This window comes from Micromonospora sp. NPDC023633, assembly GCF_040640035.1.
Taxonomy (GTDB): Bacteria; Actinomycetota; Actinomycetes; order Mycobacteriales; family Micromonosporaceae; genus Micromonospora.
Genome location: NZ_JBFABB010000060.1, coordinates 1 through 22,573, shown reverse-complemented (window position 1 = coordinate 22,573; position 22,573 = coordinate 1). Strand labels below are relative to the sequence as shown.

At 71.1% G+C, this 22,573-nt stretch carries 18 protein-coding genes and 1 pseudogene; 12 read left to right on the top strand and 7 right to left on the bottom strand.

The window, feature by feature from the left end; all coding sequences use genetic code 11:
- Positions 1-41: 41 nt before the first annotated feature.
- A pseudogene (locus AB0G13_RS19700) lies at positions 42-230 on the bottom strand (hypothetical protein); the annotation flags it as partial.
- Entirely contained in the window at positions 227-1,906 is a 1,680-nt protein-coding gene (locus tag AB0G13_RS19695; RefSeq protein ID WP_357876086.1) for a PspC domain-containing protein, read from the bottom strand. The gene AB0G13_RS19695 and the pseudogene AB0G13_RS19700, both read right to left, overlap by 4 nt.
- Positions 1,907-2,078: 172 nt before the next feature.
- On the opposite strand from AB0G13_RS19695, the gene AB0G13_RS19690 reads away from it, so the two are divergent.
- The 8 genes from AB0G13_RS19690 (at position 2,079) to AB0G13_RS19655 (ending at position 11,549) form a co-directional block, all read left to right on the top strand.
- Positions 2,079-3,344, top strand: coding sequence for a PspC domain-containing protein (locus tag AB0G13_RS19690; protein WP_357876084.1), 1,266 nt, complete (start codon positions 2,079-2,081; stop codon positions 3,342-3,344).
- The gene (locus AB0G13_RS19685; RefSeq protein WP_357876082.1) at positions 3,344-4,030 is read left to right on the top strand and encodes a response regulator transcription factor; all 687 of its coding nucleotides are present in this window, start codon (positions 3,344-3,346) and stop codon (positions 4,028-4,030) included. The genes AB0G13_RS19690 and AB0G13_RS19685 overlap by 1 nt, the downstream gene beginning before the upstream one ends.
- A gap of 41 nt (positions 4,031-4,071) precedes the next feature.
- A complete protein-coding gene (locus AB0G13_RS19680) occupies positions 4,072-5,073 on the top strand; it encodes a Cys-Gln thioester bond-forming surface protein (protein ID WP_357876080.1) in 1,002 nt (333 codons plus the stop codon).
- A 653-nt stretch (positions 5,074-5,726) separates the two neighbouring features.
- Entirely contained in the window at positions 5,727-7,367 is a 1,641-nt protein-coding gene (locus AB0G13_RS19675; protein ID WP_357876078.1) for an ABC transporter substrate-binding protein, read from the top strand.
- Between the two features lie 150 nt (positions 7,368-7,517).
- A complete protein-coding gene (locus tag AB0G13_RS19670) occupies positions 7,518-8,444 on the top strand; it encodes an ABC transporter permease (RefSeq protein WP_357876076.1) in 927 nt (308 codons plus the stop codon).
- A gap of 72 nt (positions 8,445-8,516) precedes the next feature.
- Entirely contained in the window at positions 8,517-9,494 is a 978-nt protein-coding gene (locus tag AB0G13_RS19665) for an ABC transporter permease (RefSeq protein ID WP_357876074.1), read from the top strand.
- A 26-nt stretch (positions 9,495-9,520) separates the two neighbouring features.
- Positions 9,521-10,543, top strand: a complete 1,023-nt coding sequence (locus AB0G13_RS19660) for an ABC transporter ATP-binding protein (protein WP_357876123.1) — start codon at positions 9,521-9,523, stop codon at positions 10,541-10,543.
- Positions 10,536-11,549, top strand: a complete 1,014-nt coding sequence (locus AB0G13_RS19655; protein WP_357876072.1) for a dipeptide ABC transporter ATP-binding protein — start codon at positions 10,536-10,538, stop codon at positions 11,547-11,549. Before AB0G13_RS19660 ends, AB0G13_RS19655 begins: the two co-directional genes overlap by 8 nt.
- A 153-nt stretch (positions 11,550-11,702) precedes the next feature.
- Here AB0G13_RS19655 and AB0G13_RS19650 read toward each other — a convergent pair whose 3' ends face one another.
- Both AB0G13_RS19650 and AB0G13_RS19645 read right to left on the bottom strand, forming a co-directional pair.
- Entirely contained in the window at positions 11,703-12,095 is a 393-nt protein-coding gene (locus AB0G13_RS19650; protein WP_357876070.1) for a chorismate mutase, read from the bottom strand.
- Between the two features lie 268 nt (positions 12,096-12,363).
- Entirely contained in the window at positions 12,364-14,214 is a 1,851-nt protein-coding gene (locus AB0G13_RS19645) for a bifunctional metallophosphatase/5'-nucleotidase (protein WP_357876068.1), read from the bottom strand.
- 210 nt (positions 14,215-14,424) lie between these two features.
- Here AB0G13_RS19645 and pcrA point away from each other — a divergent pair, with 210 nt between their 5' ends.
- The gene (gene pcrA, locus AB0G13_RS19640) at positions 14,425-16,830 is read left to right on the top strand and encodes a DNA helicase PcrA (protein ID WP_357876066.1); all 2,406 of its coding nucleotides are present in this window, start codon (positions 14,425-14,427) and stop codon (positions 16,828-16,830) included.
- A gap of 58 nt (positions 16,831-16,888) precedes the next feature.
- Here pcrA and AB0G13_RS19635 read toward each other — a convergent pair whose 3' ends face one another.
- On the bottom strand, positions 16,889-17,635 hold the full coding sequence (locus AB0G13_RS19635; protein WP_357876121.1) for a M23 family metallopeptidase: 747 nt from the start codon (positions 17,633-17,635) through the stop codon (positions 16,889-16,891).
- A 285-nt stretch (positions 17,636-17,920) separates the two neighbouring features.
- Complete coding sequence (locus AB0G13_RS19630) at positions 17,921-18,637, bottom strand: M23 family metallopeptidase (protein ID WP_357876064.1); 717 nt, start codon at positions 18,635-18,637, stop codon at positions 17,921-17,923.
- Positions 18,638-19,067: 430 nt separating this feature from the next.
- Between AB0G13_RS19630 and AB0G13_RS19625 the strand changes: the two genes are divergently transcribed.
- The 3 genes from AB0G13_RS19625 to sucD all read left to right on the top strand — a co-directional run bounded on the left by AB0G13_RS19625 (position 19,068) and on the right by sucD (position 21,985).
- Positions 19,068-19,472 carry a cobalamin B12-binding domain-containing protein gene (locus AB0G13_RS19625; RefSeq protein ID WP_101412721.1) on the top strand — a complete coding sequence of 135 codons (405 nt, stop codon included), beginning with the start codon at positions 19,068-19,070 and terminating at the stop codon, positions 19,470-19,472.
- 444 nt (positions 19,473-19,916) lie between these two features.
- The gene (gene sucC / locus AB0G13_RS19620; RefSeq protein WP_357876061.1) at positions 19,917-21,095 is read left to right on the top strand and encodes an ADP-forming succinate--CoA ligase subunit beta; all 1,179 of its coding nucleotides are present in this window, start codon (positions 19,917-19,919) and stop codon (positions 21,093-21,095) included.
- Positions 21,096-21,097: 2 nt separating this feature from the next.
- On the top strand, positions 21,098-21,985 hold the full coding sequence (gene sucD / locus AB0G13_RS19615) for a succinate--CoA ligase subunit alpha (protein ID WP_357876059.1): 888 nt from the start codon (positions 21,098-21,100) through the stop codon (positions 21,983-21,985).
- A 70-nt stretch (positions 21,986-22,055) separates the two neighbouring features.
- On the opposite strand, the gene AB0G13_RS19610 is transcribed toward sucD, so the two are convergent.
- Positions 22,056-22,322, bottom strand: a complete 267-nt coding sequence (locus tag AB0G13_RS19610) for a DUF4190 domain-containing protein (RefSeq protein WP_357876057.1) — start codon at positions 22,320-22,322, stop codon at positions 22,056-22,058.
- Positions 22,323-22,573 lie beyond the last annotated feature (251 nt).

Sequence of the window (22,573 nt, the reverse complement as noted above, 5' to 3'; positions counted from 1 at the left end):
GTGTCGGCGGTGTCGGCGGCGGCAGCGGGCTTGGCCGCGCCGGCGGACCGCCCGGAGCGGAGCGCGCCCACCAGGCCCAGCAGGCCGATCAGGATCAGCGCGCCGGCCAGGAACCAGCCGACCGGCGGGAGGGCGAGCCCGAGCAGCTGGGCGAGCAGCCACCAGGCGGCGAGGCCGAGGAAGATCAGCCCGAAGGCGAACGACACGATGTCGGTGCGGTGGGCCTTCACCGGGTCACCTCCAGGTTGCCGGCGTTGACGTGGATGTAGAGGCGCAGCGTGCCGCCGCCGGGGCCGTCCGGACCCAGGTCGGCCGCCTCCCGCAGCTCGCCGGCGAGCCCGCCGGAACGCTTGCCGAAGACGACCGCGTCGCCGGCGTTGACGTCGGCCACCGTGGTGACGTCGACGTTCGGCGGCACCACCACCGTGCACTCGCCGAAGTTGACGGAGACGGTGATCTCGGTGTTCTTCTTGTCGAAGTCGACCGCGCGCAGGTCCAGGACCGTGTCGCCGAAGCTGTTCTCGTACCGCAGGGCGAGATCGCGGTGGTCGGTGGGCGCCCAGGTGACGTTGCCGTCGACGCCCCGGATCCGGTCGTAGGACTCGGCCACGGTGGCCACCCCGAGCGCGGCGGCGGCCACCACGCCGAGCGCGATCAGCCACCGGGCCCGCCCGAACCAGGTGCCGACCAGCAGGCCGAGCCCGATGGTGGCCAGCGTGGCCGCGAAGTACGCCGACGCCCCCACGTCGAAGACGTCCAGCAGGTCGACGACGGCCACCACGCCCAGGGCGAGGAAGATCAGCGAGAACGTCACCGCGCCGAGCGGGGAGCGCTCGCGTGGTCGCTTCGGCGGCTTCACCGGCGGCTTCGGCGGCCTCGGCGGCACGGCGGTCTGCGCGGCGTACGGGCCGTGCGGGGCGAACGGGGGCCGGTAGCCCGGGGGCAGGGGCGGGGACGGCGGGTGACCCGGCCCCGGTGCGCCCGAGGTCGCGGCGGGCCAGCCCGAGGTGGGCGGGGCCGGCGGCCAGCCGACGGTCGGCGTACCCGTCGAGGGGCGGGCGGGCGGCACCGGGGCGACGGGCGGCCAGGCGGGCAGTTCGGCGGTCGGTTCGGCCGGCCGGCCGGGCACCGGGGCACCCCAGGTGACCGGGGCGCCGGTCGCCGGCGGGGTCGGGACCGGACCCGCCGCGGGAGCCACGGCCACGGTCGGCGGGACCGCGTACGCGAACGGGGCGGGATGGCCGACCGGGGGCACCGGCCCGGGCGGGGCGGTGGGCGGTACGGGCGGGACGGGGCCGACCGGCGCGCCCTGGGCGCTCCTGTGGTCGCGGTTCAGCAGCAGCGCGCCGCCGATCAGGATCGTGGCGCCGAGCAGTACCGCCCGGAACGCGTCCGTGACGATGTAGCCGAAACTGATCGCGACCAGGATGCTCAGCACGATCACGGTGACCGGGGACATGCTGGACCGCCCCCGGCCCAGCATGGACTCGACGGGGGAGGCGCTGTCCCCCTCGCCCGGGATGATCAGCCAGGCGGTGACGTAGACCAGGATGCCGATGCCGCCGAAGAAGCCGAGCACCGCCAGCAGCACCCGCCAGAGGACCGGGTCGGTGTTGGTGGCCCGGCCGATCGCCGCGCAGACGCCGGCCAGGTAGCGACCGTCGCGGGGGCGCACCAGCCCGTACCGCGAGGTGAAGCCGGCGCCGCCGAACGACGGCTGCGGTCCGGGGCCCGGTCCGGCGCCGGGCGGGGGCGTCCGACCCGCGTCTGCGGCGGTCGGGGCGGCCACCGGCGGCGGCGTTCCGGAGTCGGTGGGCGCGGGCCCGCCCGGCGGTGTCGCGGTGGGGGGTGCTCCACCCGGCTGTGCCGCCCCGGGGCCGGCGGACTGGGCAGCTTCCTCGGTCATGTCTCGATCCTGCTGCCCGGACCCGCCGGACGACCTCAGGACCCGACCCTGACCCCACCCTGAGATCCCGACGGCCCGAATGTCGGGGGCGTCCCCGTGGTCGGGCGGTGGCGCGCCGTGTGACGATCGATCCGACGCCGGCAACGGGCCGTCGCCCGCTTTCGTGCCCGCCGTGACCAGGGAGTCTCCGATCAGCGCCGTGACACAGCCACCCCGCCTCTACCGCGCCCCCGAGCACCGGATGGCCGCGGGGGTGGCCGCCGGCATCGCCGACCACCTCGGCATCTCGGTGCTGCGGGTACGGGTCGCCTTCATGGTGCTGCTCGGGCTGAGCGGGCTCGGCCTGCTGCTCTACGCGGCCTTCTGGGCGGTCGTGCCGCTGCGCCCGGGTGACACCGCCGTACCGGCCCGCAGGGACGTCGCCCAGCTGCTGCCGTTCGTGGCGATCGGCCTCGGCGTGCTGCTGGTGCAGGTGATGGTCTTCGACTCGGTCGGGGCGGCCGGCACCGCCGGTTGGCTGGTCGCGATCATCGCGGTCGGCGCCGGGGTGATCTGGCACCAGTCGGCCCCGGAGCGGCGGCGGCAGTGGGGCGACACCATGCCGGTGCCCTGGCTGGGCGCGGTGGTGGAGGAGAGCGACCGGCGGGCCTTCGTGCTCCGGTTCATCGGCGGCGGGGTACTGGTCGCGGTCGGCATCATCGGCGTCGCCGCGGTCTACTCCCCGGCGCAGAACTTCGACGCCGTGCTCAACGGCGTGATCTTCGCCCTGGTCGGGCTCGCCGGGGTCGGCGTGGTGGCCGCGCCGGTGCTGTGGCGGACGTACAACCAGCTCCGCTCGGAGCGCGAGGGGCGCATCCGGGAGCAGGAACGGGCCGAGCTCGCCGCCATGGTGCACGACCAGGTGCTGCACACCCTGGCCCTGATCCAGCGCAACGCGAGCGACGTGAAGACCGTCCAGCGGCTCGCCCGGGGGCAGGAACGTTCCCTGCGCAACTGGCTCTACAAGCCCACCAGCTCGCCCACCGAGCGGTTCGCCGCCGCCCTGGAGCAGGCCGCCGCCGAGGTCGAGGACACGTTCGCGATCACGGTGGAGGCGGTGGTGGTCGGCGACCGGGAGACCGACGAGCGGGTCGGCGCGCTGGTGGCGGCCACGCGCGAGGCGCTGGTGAACGCCGCCCGGCACGCCGGGGTGCAGACGGTCTCGCTCTACGCCGAGGTCGAGCCCGATCAGGTCAGCGCCTTCGTCCGGGACCGGGGGAAGGGCTTCGACCCGGATACGGTGGAGGATCACCGGCACGGGGTCCGGGGTTCGATCATCGGGCGGATGAAGCGGCACGGCGGCCGGGCGGAGATCCGCTCCGGGCCGGGGGAAGGGACCGAGGTCCGGTTGATCCTGCCGATCACCCGGGACCCGGCAACGGCGGAAAGGGACAAGTGATGACCGAGCAGTCGATGGAACCGGTCGAGGGGGCGGCGGCCCGCACCGAGCGGCTGCGGGTCTTCCTCGTCGACGACCACGCCATGTTCCGCGCGGGGGTCCGCGCCGAGCTGGGCGCGCACGTCGAGGTGGTGGGCGAGGCGAGCACCGTCGGCGAGGCGGTCACCCGGATCGCCGCCACGCTGCCCGACGTGGTGCTGCTCGACGTGCACATGCCCGACGGCGGCGGCCGGGCGGTGCTGGAGGCGATGCGGCGTACCCACCCGCAGGTGAAGTTCCTGGCGCTGAGCGTCTCGGACGCGGCGGAGGACGTGATCGGGCTGATCCGGGCGGGTGCGCGGGGCTACGTCACGAAGACGATCTCCCCGGAGGAGCTGGCCGCGGCGGTCCGCCGGGTGGCCGACGGCGACGCCGTGTTCAGCCCCCGGCTGGCGGGGTTCGTGCTGGACGCGTTCGCCGCCCGTCCCGACGCCCCGGTGGCGGACCCCGAGCTGGACCAGCTCACCAACCGCGAGCGCGAGGTCCTGCGGCTGCTCGCCCGGGGGTACGCCTACAAGGAGATCGCCAAGGAGCTCTACATCTCCATCAAGACGGTGGAGACGCACGTGTCGAACGTGCTTCGCAAGCTCCAGATGTCCAACAGGTACGAGTTGTCCCGCTGGGCGGCCGACCGCCGACTCGTCTGATCCATATCCTTTCCCTGGTCGAGGGCAGCAACGTCACGCTCATGCTCAACGGGCAGCCGAAGAGCACCGGTGCGCTGGCGCTCAAGATCGACGGGAAGCTCGTCCCCGCCTTCTGCATCGACTACCACACCAACGTGGCGATCGACGGCGAGTACAAGGAGGGCACCTGGGACGAGTCCCAGGTGAAGAACCTCGGCAAGGTGCAGTGGGTGCTGACACACGGCTACCCGAACGCCGACTCCGCCAAGCTGCTGGCCGCCGCACCGGCGAAGGACGAGGCCGACAAGCTGCTCTACTTCGGCACCCAGACCGCCATCTGGAACTTCAGCGACGGCGTCAAGCTGGGCGACTGGGTCGACAACCCGAAGCTGCTCGCCAAGGAGCAGTACGACGTGGTCAAGAAGGTCCACGACTACCTGGTCGCCAACGCCACCGACCAGCCCGAGCCGAAGGCCGAGCTGAGCGTCGACCCGGCGAGCTCGAAGGCCGCCGTCGGCGAGAAGGCCGGCCCCTTCACCGTCAAGGGCCCGGCGGGCGAGATCACCGTCGCGGTCGACGGCGGCTCGGCGGTCGACGCCGAGGGCAAGCCGGTCACCACGACCACCAACGGCGGGCAGTTCTGGCTCACCGCGGACGGCGCCAGCGAGGTGAAGGTGACCGTTTCCGCCCAGGACTCGGTCTCCTTCGGCCGAGTCTTCCTCTTCACCGGCGAGCGCGCCGCGCAGAAGCTGATCCTCGGTGGCAGCACCGGCGCGACCGTGACCGCCAAGGCCGAGGCCGCGTTCGCCGCCGCCCCGACCGAGTCCCCGTCGCCGAGCGCCCCGGCGGAGTCGCCGTCGCCCAGCGCCCCGGCGGAGTCGCCGTCGCCGACCGCCCCGGTCGACAGCCCGGCCCCGTCGACGTCGCCCGCGAGCAGCGGCGGCGACCTGCCGCTGACCGGCTCCCCGATCGCCGCCTCCATCGCCGCCGGCGTGGCGCTGCTGGCCGCCGGCGCGGTCGCGGTGCTGCTGTTCCGCCGTCGCAAGCTGCGCTTCACGGCCTGATCGACGCCGCCTGACGGCTCGGCCCCGGCCCCGGTACCGCCCCGCGCGGTGCCGGGGCCGGGGCCGTTCGCGGCTCCGTCGAGCGGGTGCAACGACGTCGACCCCTCGTCCACCCAGGTGCCGATAGTGCCCGCACAGCCGAAGCCGACATCGTCCGGATGGGCAAAAACGGCCAACGCCCGGATGACGTCCGGAAGCGCCGGAGCGGACGCGGGGAAGCTCACAGCCGGCGGGCCCACACCGGGCCCGGTACCACCGCCGAACCGTGTCTTTCCTGCTCAGAGCGGTACGACCGGCGTACATCATGATCTTTTTTCGGGTATCGGCAACGTGGCGACCAACTAACGGCTTGATAACGGCACCTTCACGGAACGGGCCGGTGGGTGTCACAGTGGCAGCACCTCACCCCTCATGTGAGGCACTCCGTACGGCCTGACGACCATGGGCCCCGCCTGTTGACGGCGCTCCGTGGTGGTCTCGTGTGCGCGGTGTCGAGCGCGAAGGGCGAGGTGGCCCGGCGGATCGGTACAACATCTTGTCCCAGATTCACTGCGGTGAAACCGGCTTCCCGCGATGCGGGTCGCCGGACGTGTCACCCCCTACGTGCGTGAAACCCACGACGGAACCAGGCTAGAAAGAGGAGGCCCCTCGGAATGAGAGTCTCGAAGCGGGCAAGCAGCGCGGTCGCGCTGGGCGCGGCATTCGCGCTCGTCGCGTCCGGCTGTTCGAGCAGTGACAGCGACGGCGGCGACGCCGGCGCGAGCAAGGATGGTGCGATCACCATCCACGGCGTTCAGCCGGAGAACCCGCTGGTCCCGTCGAACACCACGGAGACCGGCGGTGGCAAGGTCATCGACTGGCTCTGGACCGGTCTGATCGAGTACCCGAACGATGGCAGCGCGCCGCGTAACGCGCTGGCCGAGTCGATCGACACGACCGACTCCAAGGTCTTCACGATCAAGATCAAGAAGAACACCAAGTTCCACGACGGCACCGAGGTGAAGGCGAAGAACTTCGTCGACGCCTGGAACTGGGCCGCCTACTCGCCGAACGGCGCGCAGAACGGTAGCTTCTTCGCCGACATCCAGGGCTACTCGGACGTGCACACCGAGGACCCGGACGCCGAGGGCCCGAAGAAGGCCCCCACGCCCACGGTCAAGGAGATGTCCGGCCTCAAGGTCATCGACGACTGGACCTTCGAGGTCACGCTGGGCGCGCCGACCGCCGTCTTCCCGACGAAGCTCGGCTACAGCGCCTTCATGCCGCTGCCGGACGTGTTCTTCACCCAGAGCGCCGAGGAGTTCGGCAAGAAGCCGATCGCCAACGGGCCGGTGAAGTTCGTGTCGTGGGAAGACGACGTCCAGATCAAGCTGACGCGCTTCGACGACTACAACCTGCGCGACAAGATGAAGATCAAGGACGTCACGGTCAAGCTCTACCAGGACGAGAACGCGTCGTACAACGACCTGCTCGCGGGCAACCTGGACTTCATGGAGACGATCCCCACGTCCGCCCTCGCCGGCGACAAGTGGAAGCAGGACCTGGGCGAGCGGGCGATCTCCACCACCACGCCCTCGACGGCGTTCATCGCCTTCCCGTTCTACGACAAGCGCTTCCAGAACCCGAAGCTGCGTCGGGCCGTGTCCCTGTCGATCAACCGGCAGGAGATCTCCGAGAAGATCTTCTTCGGTACCCGTAAGCCGGCCGACAGCTGGGCGAACCCGCTCACCCCGGGCGCCAAGTCGGGCAACTGCACCGCCTGCCAGTTCAACCCGGACGAGGCCAAGAAGCTCCTCCAGGAGGCTGGCGGCTTCACGGGTGAGATGGTGCTGTTCTACAACGCCGACTCCAGCCACAAGGACTGGATGGAGGCCGTTGCCCAGCAGATCAAGACCAACCTCAACATCAACGCGCGGGCCGAGGGCATCCCGACCTTCGCGGTGCTCCGGAAGTCGATCAACGAGCGCAAGATGACCGGTCTGTACCGTGCTGCGTGGCAGCAGGACTACCCGGACATCGAGAACTGGGTGAACCCGCTCTACGTCACGGGTGGCTCGTCGAACGACGGTCTCTACTCCAACAAGCAGGTGGACGAGCTGGCCAAGCAGGCCAGTGGCGCCCCGAGCCTCGCTGCCTCGCACGAGCAGTTCGCGAAGGTGCTGGAGCTGGTCGACCAGGACGTTCCGACCATTCCGATCTACTTCTACGGCCAGCAGTCCGGCCACTCGGAGAAGATCAAGAAGCTGGAGCTGACCAACGTCGGCGAACTCGACCTCAGCTCGGTCGAGCTCTGATCCGACAAACGGTCTGACCCTGGGTCGGGCTCACCTACCGGTGAGCCCGACCCGGGCCGTTACGCGGGGAGCTGTCACCTCAACTTCCCGCCGCGTCTGTCACCCTCCGTGTCGGCCGTCCGACGCGCCCCCTGTCTTGGAGGACCACCCATGGGCCGTTATCTGTTGAGACGGCTGCTCCAACTAATCCCCGTCTTCATCGGCACGACCTTCTTGATCTATTGGCTCGTGTGGTCGGTACCGGGTGACCCCTTTGCCGGCAAGTGCGGCGAGCGTCCGTGCCCGGAAAGCTACGTCGCCATGATGACCGATAAGTTCAAGCTCGATCAGTCGATCTGGGTGCAGTACGGCAGCTACATGCAGAACCTGTTCCAGGGCGACTTCGGTCAGACGTTCGGCGGCCGCGAGATCGGCGACATCATCGCCACCTCGTACCCGAACACCCTGAAGCTCGCCCTGGTGGCCCTGACCATCGAGGCGGTCATCGGCCTCACCGCCGGCGTGCTGACCGGTCTGCGGCGCAACGGCTTCCTGGACAACCTCGTCCTGGTGTCCACCCTGTTCCTGATCGCCCTGCCGATCTTCGTGATCGGCTTCGTGCTGCAGTGGGTGCTCGGTGTGCAGTGGGGCATCATCAAGCCGACGGTCTCCAGCGAGATGCGGCTCTCCGAGTTGATCGTTCCCGGCCTGGTGTTGGGCAGCGGCTCGATGGCGTACATCGCCCGGGTGGCCCGCACCAGCATCGCGGAGAACCGGCGCGCCGACTACGTCCGCACGGCCATCGCCAAGGGCCTGCCGATGCGTCGGGTGGTCGGGGTGCACCTGCTGCGCAACTCGCTCATCCCGGTGGTGACCCTGCTCGGCACCGACCTCGGCGCCCTGATGGGCGGCGCGATCGTCACCGAGGGCATCTTCCAGATCAACGGGATCGGCCGACAGGTCTTCCGCGCGATCGTCACCAAGGAGAGCGCTACCGTTGTCTCCATCGTGGTGGTCCTGGTGCTCGTCTACCTGCTGATGAACCTGCTGGTCGACCTGCTCTACGCCGCCCTGGACCCGAGGATCCGCTATGAGTGAGCGCAGCGAACGAATCATCATTGCAGCGTCCGCGGGCACCCGTGCCCGCGCCGAGCGGAGCGAGGTGCGGGCATGAGTGACCCGAGTGCCGCCTCGATCGTCAGCACCCCGCCAGCGGAGGCGCCGAACGAACTCGGCGCGCCGTCCAACGCGGGGTTGCCGGAGAACGCCCGCAAGGAGAAGCCGCGCGGCCTGCTCGGCGACGCCTGGCGCGACCTGCGTCGTAAGCCGCTGTTCTGGATCTCCGCGGCGTTCATCCTCGTCTTCCTGCTGATGACGGCGTTCCCCTCGCTGTTCACCTCCGGCGACCCGGAGAACGGCAACCTGCAGAACAGCCTCGTCGGCCCGTCGTCGGAGGCCTGGTTCGGCTACGACTTCCAGGGCCGCGACGTCTTCGCCCGGGTGATCTACGGCGCCCGCGCGTCCATCGTGGTCTCCCTGCTGTCCGTGCTCGGCGTGCTGCTCTTCGGTGGTGCCATGGGGATCATCGCGGGCTACCGGGGCGGCTGGGTGGACGCGCTGCTCTCCCGTATCGCCGACGTCTTCTTCGGGCTGCCGTTCGTGCTGGGTGCGATCGTCATCCTGACCACCTTCAACGGGTCGGGTACGAGCAACAGCAAGGCAGAGATCATGGCCCTGGTGAGCATGTCGCTGATCGTGCTGGGCTGGCCGGTCGTGATGCGGCTGATGCGCTCCTCGGTGCTGGCCACCAGGGATGCGGACTACATCATCGCCGCCCGCGCGCTGGGCGCCGGTACCGGCCGGATCATCCTCAAGCACCTGCTGCCGAACTGCCTCGCGCCGCTGCTGGTCTACGGGACGATCCTGGTCGGCTCGTACATCGGCGCCGAGGCGACGCTGTCCTTCCTGGGTGTCGGCCTGAAGAGCCCGGTGGTCTCCTGGGGCATCATGATCAGTGAGTCGCAGAACTTCATCCGCGTCTCGCCGGTCCTGCTCTTCGTCCCCGCCGGGTTCCTCGTCACCGCGGTGCTGAGCTTCGTCATGCTCGGTGAGGCGGTCCGCGAGGCCCTCGATCCGAAACTCCGCTAGGGGAGATTCAGTTGTCCGACATTCTCGTGTCCGAGCAGTCCGCGGCCGGTGCGTCCGGCCGCCCCTCGGGCAGGCTGCTCGAGGTCGAAGACCTGCGGGTCGAGTTCCGCACCCGGGACGGCATCGCCAAGGTCATCAACGGGGTCACGTACCACGTCGACGCGGGGGAGACCCTCGCCGTGCTCGGCGAGTCCGGCTCGGGTAAGAGCGTCACCGCGCAGACCATCATGGGCATCCTCGACACGCCGCCCGGTTTCGTCACTGGCGGTCAGGTCCGCTTCCACGGCAAGGACATGCTCGGCATGTCCTTCGAGGAACGGCGCCGCATCCGCGGCGAGGGCATCGCGATGATCTTCCAGGACGCGCTCTCGGCCCTGAACCCGGTCTTCACCGTCGGGTTCCAGATCGCTGAGCAGTTCCGGGTGCGGCGCGGCATGAGCCGTGCGGACGCCAAGAAGCGCGCGATCGAGATGCTCGACCAGGTCAAGATCCCCAACGCCAAGGGCCGGTTCAGCAGCTACCCGCACCAGTTCTCGGGCGGCATGCGGCAGCGCGCGATGATCGCGATGTCGCTCGCCCTGGACCCGGAGGTGCTGATCGCGGACGAGCCGACCACCGCGCTCGACGTGACGGTGCAGGCGCAGATCATGGACCTGCTCGCCGAGCTCCAGCGCGAGCGGCAGATGGGCCTGATCCTGATCACCCACGACCTCGGCGTGGTCGCCGACGTCGCGGACCGGATCGCGGTCATGTACGCGGGCCGGATCGTCGAGGAAGCCAACGTCTACGACCTGTACGCCAAGCCGGCGCACCCGTACACGATCGGCCTGATCAACTCGATCCCGCGGCTCGACGAGAAGGGGCAGCAGCTCCGGACGATCAAGGGTCTCCCGCCGAACCTCATGAACATCCCGCCGGGCTGCCCGTTCAACCCGCGCTGCCCCATGGCGCAGCCGGTCTGCCGGGAGAAGGTCCCGCCGCTGCTGCAGGTGGGCGCCGGCCGGGCCAGCGCCTGCCACTTCGCCGAGGAGCTGGTGAACCGTGACTGAGAACATCCTCGAGGTCCGTGACCTGGTCAAGCACTATCCCGTGACCCGGGGCGTGGTGTTCAAGAAGACCATCGGTCACGTCCGGGCGGTCGACGGGGTCTCCTTCGAGCTCAAGGCCGGCGAGACCCTGGGTGTGGTCGGTGAGTCGGGCTGCGGCAAGTCGACGCTGGCCCGGGTGCTGATGAACCTGGAGAAGCCGACCGGCGGCAGCGTCCTCTACAAGGGCCAGGACATCTCCAAGCTCTCCGGCCCGGCGCTGCGTCGACTGCGCCGGCAGATCCAGCTGGTGATGCAGGACCCGTACACCTCGCTGAACCCGCGGATGACGGTCGGCGACCTGATCGGCGAGCCGTTCGAGATCCACCCGGAGGTGGCGCCGAAGGCCAGCCGCCGGGACAAGGTCAAGGAGCTCCTCGACCTGGTGGGCCTGAACCCGGAGCACATCAACCGGTACCCGCACCAGTTCTCCGGCGGTCAGCGGCAGCGCATCGGCATCGCCCGCGCGCTCGCCCTGCGGCCCGAGATCATCGTCTGCGACGAGCCGGTCTCCGCCCTGGACGTGTCGATCCAGGCGCAGGTGATGAACCTGCTGGAGAAGCTCCAGAACGAGCTCGGCCTGTCGTACGTGTTCATCGCGCACGACCTGTCGGTGGTCCGGCACCTGTCGGACCGCGTCGCGGTCATGTACCTCGGCAAGATCGCGGAGATCGGCACCGAGGACGAGATCTACGAGCGGCCGACCCACCCGTACACCCAGGCGCTGCTCTCGGCCGTGCCGGTGCCGGACCCGACCGTGCGGGAGAACAAGGCGATCATCCGCCTGACCGGTGACGTGCCGTCGCCGGTGAGCCCGCCGTCGGGCTGCCGGTTCCGGACCCGCTGCTGGAAGGCGCAGGACGTCTGCGCCGAGCAGGTCCCGTTGCTGGAGATCCGCCCGGGCTCGGACCACCCGAGCGCCTGCCACTTCGCGGAGAAGCGCGAGATCGTGCACACGCACGAGGCGTGACCCGCACGGAGCCGCCTGCCGACGTCATCGCGACGACGGCAGGCGGCTCCGTCGTTTCCGGGGCCGGGCGGCCCGCCCGGCCCCGGAGGGAGCGTGGGCGGCCGTCCCCGGCGCCGGAGGAAAGGGCACGGCGGGCCGTTGCCGGCGTACGCCTCACAGGGGGCCGCGGCCGGCGCGCAGCAGCAGCAGCGCGAGCTGCGTGCCGTCGGCGCCGAGGGCGGCCCGGAAGCGCTCCAGGATCTCCCGTTCCCGGGACAGCACCAGCCGGGTGCCGCCGGAGGCCATCCGGGTCACCCCGACCTCCTGGGAGAGCCGGGCCCGCTCCTGCCACAGCTCGATCAGCGCCCGGTCGATCTCGTCGATCCGCTCCCGGATCTCGACGATCCGGGCGGCCGCGGTCGGCTCCGGGGTGCCGGTGCGCGCCTCCGGCCTGGCGTCGTCGGCGCCTCCCGGCGCGTCGACGGGGGGCTGGGAGGCGCCGGCGCCGGGCCGGCCCGCCTCGGGTCGCGTCAGGCTGCCGTTGGACTCCACCACGTCTGTCATCATCGGGTACCCCTTGCCGTCAGGTGCCCGGTGCCCGGATCCCGGGACGGAAAAAGCCCCGGGCTCCAGGAGCCCGGGGCTTTCTCGTAGGTCTGGTTGATCAGGCGCGACCTACGGCTGCCGGACTCCCGGTGCCGTAGTAAAAGTAGAAGCGCTGACCGAACATGTCGTCGAGTATGCCGACCTCCGGCCGGCCCGCGCAAGGATTCGGCGCAACCCGTGCCGGCAGGGGCGGCCCCGGCGCCGTCGCGACGCCGGGACCGCCCTCGCCTCAGCCGAGGCGGGTGATGCGGTCGGCGGGTCCGGGGGCGACCGGAGCGCCGGCGCCCAGGTGCGCGATGAGCGCGTCGACGTCGAAGCCGGGGGCGGTCGCCCGGTCGGTGCCGGCCTGCAACTCGGTGAAGCCGTCCCCGCCGTTGGCCAGGAAGTCGTTCGTGGTGACGCGGTAGCTGGCCGCCGGGTCGACCGGCGCGCCGTCGAACGCCAGGGCGCTCACCCGCGAGCCTGCCGGGGCGGTGCTGTCGTAGGAGTAGGTCAGCCCGGCCGAGACCTGGAGGATGCGCTGGGTGGTCTGCCCGTTGAAGCCCACGAACTGCTGCTCCAGCACGTTGCGCAGCTGCGCGCCGGTGAGGGTCTGGGTGACCACCAGGTTGTTGAACGGCTGCACGGTGAACGCCTCGCCGTAGGTGACCTCGCCCGGCGCCTCGCCCCCGGCCGAGGCCGCGTACGACAGGGACGCCCGGATGCCGCCCGGGTTCATCAGCGCGATCTGCGCCCCGTTCGACCGGGTGTACGCGAGCTGCGCGTCGGCGATGACGTCACCCAGCGGGCTCTCCCCGCTGGGACGGGCGTCGCGGACGATGTCGGCCGAGATCCGGCCCACCACCCGGTTGGCGATGGGCGCGACGGCCGCGCGGTACTTGTCGGCGAGGACCTTGGCACCCGGGTCCACCAGGTCGGGGTTGCGCACGTACGTGCCCGGGGCGCTCTGCTGCCAGGTGCCGTCCGGGTTGCGGACGCCGTTCTCGACGACGACGTTGCGGGCGGTGATCCCGGTGAACCGGCCGGTGCGCCGGTCCAGCGAGTAGTCCACGTCCGTGATCAGCTGGCCGTTGTTGCCGGCGCTGGTGACCACGCTGGGGGCGCCCGAGGAGTTCGGCAGGGAGCAGGAGTAGAAGCGGTGGGTGTGGCCGGAGACGACCAGCCCGAACTCCGGCCGCAGGCCGCGGACGATGTCCACGATCGGGCCGGAGAAGTTGGCGCAGTCCGAGACGCCGGGGGTGGCCGGCGGCGGCGACTGTGCGCCGCCCTCGTGCACCAGCAGCACCATCGCCTTGACGCCGAAGAGCTTGAGCAGGCCGCCCCACTTGTTGGCGGTCGCCACCTCGTCGGTGAACCTCACCGAGGCGATGCCCGCCGGGTTGACGATGCCCGGGGTGCCCTCCAGCGTCACGCCGACGAAGCCGACCGGCACGCCGCCGACGAACCGCACGTCGACCGGGGGCAGGATCGGCAGGCCGGTCTTCCTGCTGATGGTGTTGGCGGCCAGGTAGGTGAACTTTGCGCCGGCGAAACCGTCCCCGTCCTGGCAGCCGTCGACCGGGTGGCAGCCACCCTTGTCGATCCGGATCAGCTCGTCGACGCCCTCGTCGAACTCGTGGTTGCCGACGGAGCTGACGTCCAGGCCGATCTCGTCCATCAGCTCGATGGTCGGCTCGTCGTGGAAGGCGGCGCTGACGAGCGGGGTGGCGCCGATCAGGTCGCCGGCTCCGACGGTGGTCGTGACCCGCCCCTCGGCCCCGGCCTCGGCGCGCAGCCTCTTCAGCCAGGTGGCGAGGTACTCCACGCCTCCGGCGGGGGTGCCGTTGACCGTCGCGCCGCTGCCGCCGGGCGGGTCGATGGCGCCGTGGAAGTCGTTGTAGCTCAGGAAGTTGCCCTTGACCTCCCCGCCGGTGGGGGCGGCGTAGGAGACCGAGACGGGGGTGAGGCCGGCCCCCTGGTCGCCGGCGGGGGCCGGCGCGGGCCGGGAAGCGGTGGACAGCGTGGCGACGACGGCCAACGCGAGGGTGGGCGCGGCGAGGTGACGCAGCACCGCCCGACCGCGCGAACGCGGCTGAGTCATGGTCGTTCTCCCAGTCGTGTACGGGGGAGGAGCCGGATTTTCACCGTCATCGTTCTGTATCAGGGACGGCGACACCAGACGCGACAGGGTGACATCTTCGTCTCGACCGGGTGCGGCGGCGACGCGGGGCCGGCCCGGACGACGGCCCGGGCGAGCCGGGGCGCGCGCGGCGGGGGGAGTGTCCGCCCGGCGGCATAGACTCGCCGTGCGATGCATCCTCTCTTCGACATCCCCGCGTCCCCGCCCGCGTCGGCGCCTGCCCCGACCTCGCCGCACCGGCCCAGGCCGGCGGCCGTCCACCTCGATCCCCAGGCCCTGGTCGAGGGCCTGAACGGGCCGCAGCGCGACGCCGTCACCCACGCCGGTTCGCCGCTGCTGATCGTGGCCGGCGCGGGCTCGGGCAAGACCCGCGTGCTCACCCACCGGATCGCCTACCTGCTGGCCGCCCGGGGCGTGCACCCCGGCGAGATCATCGCGATCACCTTCACCAACAAGGCCGCCGGGGAGATGAAGGAACGGGTGGCCCACCTGGTGGGTCCCCGCGCCCGCCTGATGTGGGTGTCGACGTTCCACTCCGCGTGCGTGCGCATCCTGCGGGCCGAGCACGAGCACGCCGGGCTGAAGTCGACCTTCTCGATCTACGACGCGGACGACTCCCGCCGGCTGATGCAGATGGTCGCCAGGGAGCTGGACCTCGACCCGAAGCGCTACCCGGCGCGCGGGCTCGCCGCCCAGGTCTCCAACCTGAAGAACGAGCTGGTCGACCCGGAGGAGTTCGCGGGCCGCGCCAAGGGCCCCAACGAGCGGGCGCTGGCGGAGGCCTACACGCTCTACCAGCGGCGGCTGCGCGAGGCGCACGCGCTGGACTTCGACGACCTGATCATGACGACGGTGCACCTGCTCCAGTCCCACCCGCACGTCGCGGAGAGCTACCGCCGGCGGTTCCGGCACGTGCTGGTGGACGAATACCAGGACACCAACCACGCCCAGTACGTGCTGATCAAGGAGCTGGTCTCCGGCACGGAGGGGATCGAGCCGGCGGAGCTCTGCGTGGTCGGTGACGCCGACCAGTCGATCTACGCGTTCCGGGGCGCCACGATCCGCAACATCCTGGAGTTCGAGCGCGACTTCGGTGACGCCCGGACGATCCTGCTGGAGCAGAACTACCGCTCCACCCAGACCATCCTCAACGCGGCCAACGCGGTGATCGACCGGAACACCTCCCGCAAGCCGAAGCGGCTCTGGAGCGAGGCGGGCGCCGGCGAGCCGATCGTCGGCTACGTGGCCGACACGGAGCACGCCGAGGCCGACTGGGTGGCCCGCGAGATCGACCGGCTGGTCGACGCCGACGAGACTCGCCCCGGCGACGTGGCCGTCTTCTACCGCACCAACGCCCAGTCCCGGGTCTTCGAGGAGGTGTTCATCCGGGTCGGCCTGCCCTACAAGGTGGTCGGCGGGGTGCGCTTCTACGAGCGCAAGGAGGTCCGCGACGCGCTGGCCTACCTGCGCGCGGTGGTCAACGACGACGACACCGTCAGCCTGCGCCGGGTCCTCAACACGCCGCGCCGGGGCATCGGCGACCGGGCCGAGGCGTGCGTGGAGGCGCTGTCCAGCCGGGACCGGATCTCCTTCGGGGCGGCGCTGCGGCGGGCCAAGGACGCCCCCGGCATCTCCACCCGGGCGGCCAACGGCATCGCCGACTTCGTCGCCCTGCTCGACGGCGCCCGCGAGCTGGCCGAGACGGGCAGCCCGGAGGAGGTGCTGGAGGCGCTGCTGACCCGCTCGGGCTACCTCACCGAGCTGGAGGAGAGCCTCGACCCGCAGGACGCGGGGCGGGTCGACAACCTCCAGGAACTGGTCAGTGTCGCCCGGGAGTACACCGAGCGGATCGAGGCGGTCGGCGAGGAGGGGGAGCGGGCGACCCTGGCCGGCTTCCTGGAACAGGTCGCGCTGGTCGCCGACGCCGACCAGGTGCCGACGGACGACCCGGACCACCAGGGCGTGGTCACGCTGATGACGCTGCACACCGCGAAGGGCCTGGAGTTCCCGGTGGTCTTCCTGACCGGCCTGGAGGACGGCGTATTCCCGCACCTGCGCTCGCTGGGCGACAGCCGGGAGCTGGAGGAGGAGCGCCGGCTGGCATACGTGGGCATCACCCGGGCCCGCCAGCGCCTCTACCTCTCCCGGGCGGTCACCCGCTCGGCGTGGGGGCAGCCGGCCTACAACCCGCCGTCGCGGTTCCTGGAGGAGCTGCCGCCGGAGCTGGTCCGCTGGGAGCGCACCGAGGGGTCGTACACCTCGTGGGCCGGCGGGGGCGGCGGCGTCGGTGGTCGCGCGGACCGCGTGCCCGGCGGGCGCGGGGCCTTCAACGGCGGCACGCCCAAGGCGGCGCAGCTGGCGAAGCGGCTGGGGGTCGACGCCAGCCGGCTGACCACGGCGAGCGAGCTGCCGCAGGGGCCGAAGGTGTCCGCCGGCGACCGGGTCAACCACCAGCGCTACGGCCTGGGCCGGGTGCTGGCCGTGGAGGGGCACGGCCCGGGCGCCCGGGCGCAGATCGACTTCGGCGACCAGACGATGTGGCTGGTGCTCCGGCACGCCCCGATCGACAAGCTCTGAGACCCGGCACGGCCCGGCCCGGCAGCACGCCGGGCCGGGCCGTTTCCGGTGGTACGGGTCAGCAGGCGACGTCGATGCCCCGGGCGCGCAGGAACGGCGCCGGGTCGATCTGGTTCCACATCTGGCCCTGGTGCACCTCGAAGTGCAGGTGCGGGCCGGTGGAGTCGCCGGTGGACCCCTCCAGGCCGATGGTCTGCCCGGCCCCGACCTTCTCGCCCACCGCCACCCTGGTGGTGCTCAGGTGGGCGTAGTGGGTCAGGTAGCCGTTGCCGTGGTCGACGAAGACGGAGATGCCGTACCCGTCGCCGACGTCGCCGGCCTTGGTGACCGTGCCGCCGAAGGCCGCGCGGACCGGGGTGCCGGCGGGCAGCGCGAAGTCGATGCCGGCGTGCTGGGTGCCCCAGCGCGGGCCGTAGCAGGAGGTGATCGCGGCGCCCTTCATCGGGATGACCCAACTGGGCTTCGGCTTGCTGGTCTTCGTCGGCTTCGGCTTGGCGGTGGCCGCCTTCGGGCTGGGCTTCGCCGACGGGCTGGCCTTCGTCGGGCTGGGTGTCGGGCTCGCCGAGGGCGTGGCCGGGGCGGTCGTCTCACGCACGGAGCGGTCGGCGCGGTCGGCCGCCTCCGCGCGGGCCTGCGGCTGCACGGCGGCGGTCGGGAGGGAGGGTTCGTCGTTCCCGGTAGCCGCGAAGGCCGCCCCACCGAGGCCGAGGCCGGCCAGGGCCGCCGCGGCGATGATCACGCGGGTGCGGCTGCCGAACCGCCCCCGGCGCGGGGCGGAGGCGTCGGGGGTGTTCTCGTTCCGAATGTCTTCCTGCACGGCGGACCTTCACTGATCGAGGGGGCACTTGACCTCGAAATACTGGTGTCGCCACGCCGCGTGACGGGTACTGGGACGGGACCGCGCCGGGGCGGGGACGGCCACCGCCGTCCGTTCCGTCCCCGTCCAGGGTTTTCGCTCGCAAAAGTGATCATGCGACGCGGTGGCACCCGTCACAATCGCGGATGTGACCCGGCTTACTTTGGTCGGCAGTGGCGAACGAAAAACCGCCCGGATCGGCAGATCCGGGCGGTCAACGGGCGATGCGCAGCGTCAGGGCGCGGCTACCTCGCTGTAGTGCGCTTCGACTTGTAGCTTGATGTCCACTCCGCGCTCCATGAGCCACGGCACCGGGTCGCGCGGCTCGCCCTTGACATGCACCTCCAGGTGCAGGTGGGAGCCGTAGGAGTGGCCGGTGTTGCCGACGAGGCCGAGCTGGTCGCCCGTCTTCACCTGCTGTCCCTCCTTCACGCTCAGCGCGGAGGAGTGGCCGTAGATCGCCTCGCTGCCGTCGGCGTGCTGGACGATCACGGTGTAGCCGTAGCCGCCGAACCAGCCGGCCTTGGTCACGGTGCCGCTGTGGATGGCGACGTAGGGCGTGCCCTCGGGGGCGACCAGGTCGACGCCGGTGTGCAGCTTGCCCCAGCGCATGCCGTAGGGCGAGTTGAACTCGTAGCCCTGCAGCGGGAGCAGCCAGACGTCGGACTCGGCGGACTCGTCCGCCCCGCCCCGGTTGCTGTCGCGGCTGGCGCGGTCGGCGGCGTCGACGCGGGCCGCAGCGTCCTGGTTGATGGTCGACGCGGCCTTGAGCTCGTCGAGGACCGACGGGCTGACGCTCTTGGCGTCCGGCAGGGCGCCCGCGCCGATCGCGACGATGCCGGCGCCGACGAATGCCGTGGTGACGACGGCTGCGTAGCGGCTACGCGGGGGGGTGGGTACGCGGCGGCGACCGCGATATCGATCGGGCTCAGACGACAGGCGCTGGCGCACGCACACCCTCCGTTGTCGGGGATCCGAAGCGGCTTCGTCGACGCCCGTGAAGCTCGGGTGAACGTCGGCTGACCGCGTCGTCACCCGTCCGTGGACCTGATGACAACCGTGGACACGTTAGCCAACCACCAGTCCCGTTACAAGCCGAAGCGCCGAATTGCCGCCGCGTTCTGTCCCTTTGCGTCCATTATTGTCACGGCTCGTGCCCCTCGAACGGGTGCCCCCCTAACTGCCCGTTCGTCGCGCAGGGTGACCGAACGGCGGAGTCGTCCGGCTTGACGCCGAGGGTCGGCGGGCTCCGTCGTGCCGGTGCGGCGGGGACCCGGCCGGGCCGCGCGCCGCCCGCTTCGCCGCCCGGATTTCCCGGGCCGGGCCGGGCGGGTTACCGTTCGTTCAGTGAAGCCGCGGAGCCGGTGAAAGGGATGCGCTGATGAGCTCTCGTGTTCGGGTCGTCGTCGCCAAGCCGGGCCTGGACGGCCACGACCGTGGCGCAAAGGTCGTCGCGCGTGCCCTGCGGGACGCCGGCATGGAGGTCATCTACACCGGCCTGCACCAGACCCCGGAACAGATCGTGGAGACCGCGATCCAGGAGGACGCCGACGCGGTCGGCCTTTCCGTGCTGTCGGGGGCGCACATGACGCTGTTCCGGCGGGTGGTGGAGCTGCTCGGTGAGCGCGACGCCCGCGACATCGTCGTGTTCGGCGGCGGCATCATTCCCGACGCCGACATTCCGGAGTTGCAGCGGATCGGCGTCGCCAAGATTTTCACGCCGGGCGCGACCACCCAGTCGATCGTCGAGTGGGTCCGGCAGAACGTCGCCCAGCCCGTCGCCTGACCGCGGTCACGGATTCGGGGCCGACGATGGGTCGGCGGCCGACACAGGACAGGGGGAGGGGCCGGACGCACCCCTCACACGTCCGGCCCCTCTATGCACGATGCCCCGCCGCCACCCCTCGACCGACAGGGCATCGGCCGCTCCCGTCGCCGCGCTGCGAGCAGCGCTCCGACACCTGACTCAACGACGCCCCCGCGGAGGGGTTACGCGCCTCCGGCAACATCGCCCGGACGGCTGACATCGGGCCGAAGTCGCGGAAAGGCCGCGCGACGCCGCCGATTGTGCATTACCACACAACCCGCACCCGCTCGGTTGCCGGCGGTGTCCACCTCGCTAGGCTGCGCCCAATGGCCTGTGTCAAGTGATGACAGGCGTCAAACTGTTTTCCATAACGCTGGTGGCGGCGCGACGGCGCGCCGCGGAGACGGGACGGGACGCGCAAACGTGGACCTGTACGAGTACCAGGGGCGGGACCTGTTCGAACGGCACGGCTTGCCCGTGCTCGCCGGCGGCGTCGCCACGACCCCGGAGGAGGCCCGCGCGATCGCCGAACGCCTCGGCGGTCGGGTGGTCGTCAAGGCGCAGGTGAAGGTCGGTGGCCGAGGCAAGGCCGGCGGCGTGAAGCTGGCCGAGGGCGCGGAGGAGACGGTGGCCCGCGCCACCGACATCCTCGGCATGGACATCAAGGGCCACACCGTCCACAAGGTCATGATCACGGTGACCGCGGACGTGGCCGAGGAGTACTACTTCTCCTACCTGCTCGACCGGGCGAACCGCACCTTCCTCTGCATCGCCAGCGTCGCCGGCGGCATGGACATCGAGCAGGTCGCCGCCGAGACCCCGGAGAAGGTCGTCAAGGCCCCGATCGACGCCAACACCGGCGTCGACGAGGCGAAGGCGCGCGAGATCGTCACCGCCGCCAACTTCCCCGCCGACGTCGCGGACCAGGTCGTCGAGGCCGCCGTGGGGCTGTGGAAGGCCTTCGTCGCGGAGGACGCCACGCTGGTCGAGGTGAACCCGCTGGCCAAGACCGGCGACGGCAAGCTGCTGCTGCTCGACGCCAAGATCACCCTCGACGAGAACGCCGCGTTCCGGCACCCGGACCACGAGGCGCTGGTCGACCAGGCCGCGGTGGACCCGCTGGAGCAGGCCGCCAAGGAGAAGGACCTCAACTACGTCAAGCTCGACGGCGAGGTCGGGATCATCGGCAACGGCGCCGGCCTGGTCATGTCGACCCTCGACGTGGTCGCGTACGCCGGTGAGCGGCACGGCGGCGTCAAGCCGGCCAACTTCCTCGACATCGGCGGTGGCGCGAGCGCCGCCGTGATGGCGAACGGGCTGGAGATCGTCCTCTCCGACCCGTCGGTGAAGAGCGTCTTCGTCAACGTCTTCGGCGGCATCACCGCCTGCGACGAGGTCGCCAACGGCATCGTGCAGGCGCTGGCCCTGCTCGAGCAGCGCGGCGAGCAGGTCACCAAGCCGCTGGTCGTCCGCCTCGACGGCAACAACGCCGAGGCCGGCCGGGCGATTCTCGACGGCGCGAACAACCCGCTGGTCCAGCGGGTCGACACGATGGATGGCGCGGCCGAGCGGGCCGCCGAGCTGGCGGCTGCGGGGGTCTGACAATGGCTATCTGGCTGACCAAGGACTCGAAGGTCATCGTCCAGGGGATGACCGGTTCCGAGGGTTCCAAGCACACCCGGCGGATGCTCGCCGCGGGCACCAACGTCGTCGGTGGCGTCAACCCGCGCAAGGCGGGCCAGACGGTCGACTTCGACGGCACCGAGCTGCCGGTCTTCGCCAGCGTCGCGGACGCGATGGCGCAGACCGGTGCGGACGTGACCGTGATCTTCGTGCCGCCGCAGTTCACCAAGGGCGCGGTCGTCGAGGCGATCGACGCCGGGATCGACCTGGCCGTGGTGATCACCGAGGGCGTGCCGGTGCACGACACCGCCGCGTTCTGGGCGTACAACGTCGCCAAGGGGGAGCGGACCCGGATCATCGGTCCGAACTGCCCGGGCATCGCCTCGCCGGGCGCCTCCAACGCCGGCATCATCCCGGCCGACATCACCGGCACCGGCCGCATCGGCCTGGTCAGCAAGAGCGGCACGCTGACCTACCAGATGATGTACGAGCTGCGCGACATCGGCTTCTCGACCTGCGTCGGCATCGGCGGTGACCCGATCATCGGCACCACCCACATCGACGCGCTCGCCGCGTTCGAGGCCGACCCGGAGACCGACGCGATCGTCATGATCGGTGAGATCGGTGGCGACGCCGAGGAGCGGGCCGCCGAGTTCATCAAGGCGAACGTGACCAAGCCGGTGGTCGGCTACATCGCCGGCTTCACCGCGCCCCCCGGCAAGACCATGGGGCACGCCGGTGCGATCATCTCCGGCTCGGCGGGCACGGCCGACGCCAAGAAGAGCGCGCTGGAGGCGGTCGGCGTCAAGGTCGGCAAGACCCCGACCGAGACCGCCAAGCTCATGCGGGAGATCATGTCCGCGGGCTGAGCCCGACTGACGTACGACCGGAGGGCCGACCGTTCGCGGTCGGCCCTCCGTCGTCGTGGCGCGGGTGGCCTCAGTCGTTGTAGAGCGGGTAGTTGCCGCCGGCCCAGAGGACGCCGCTGCCGATGATGTTGAGCACCCCGAACGCGATCGCCAGGTAGCCGAGCACGGGCGACTGGCCGAAGCGCTTGGCGTCCCGGATCGACAGGTAACCGAAGACGATCCCCAGGATGCCGCAGCAGAGCAGGCCGAGGATGATGCCGAGCACGCCCCAGAGCACCGTGCGGTCACGGCCGGCCGCGGACGGCGGTGGTGGGGGCGGCGGATAGGGAGTGTTCACGGCTCTCCTCCGGACGTCGGTGCCGCGACCCTCGGTCGCGTCCCTGCGCCCGAGGCTAGACCGGATCGGGGGCGGGAGATGGTGGATCAGGGAACTCGTCGCCGCTGCGGGGCGGTATCGGACTGCCGCCGCCGGCCCGGCATGCCAGAGTAGACGCGATGTCCTCCGTCACCCCTGATCAGCCCAGCCGTCCCGGCGTCGACGTCGGCCCCGGCGCCCGGCCGGCCGCGCCCGCCGGGCGGGGCCGGCGG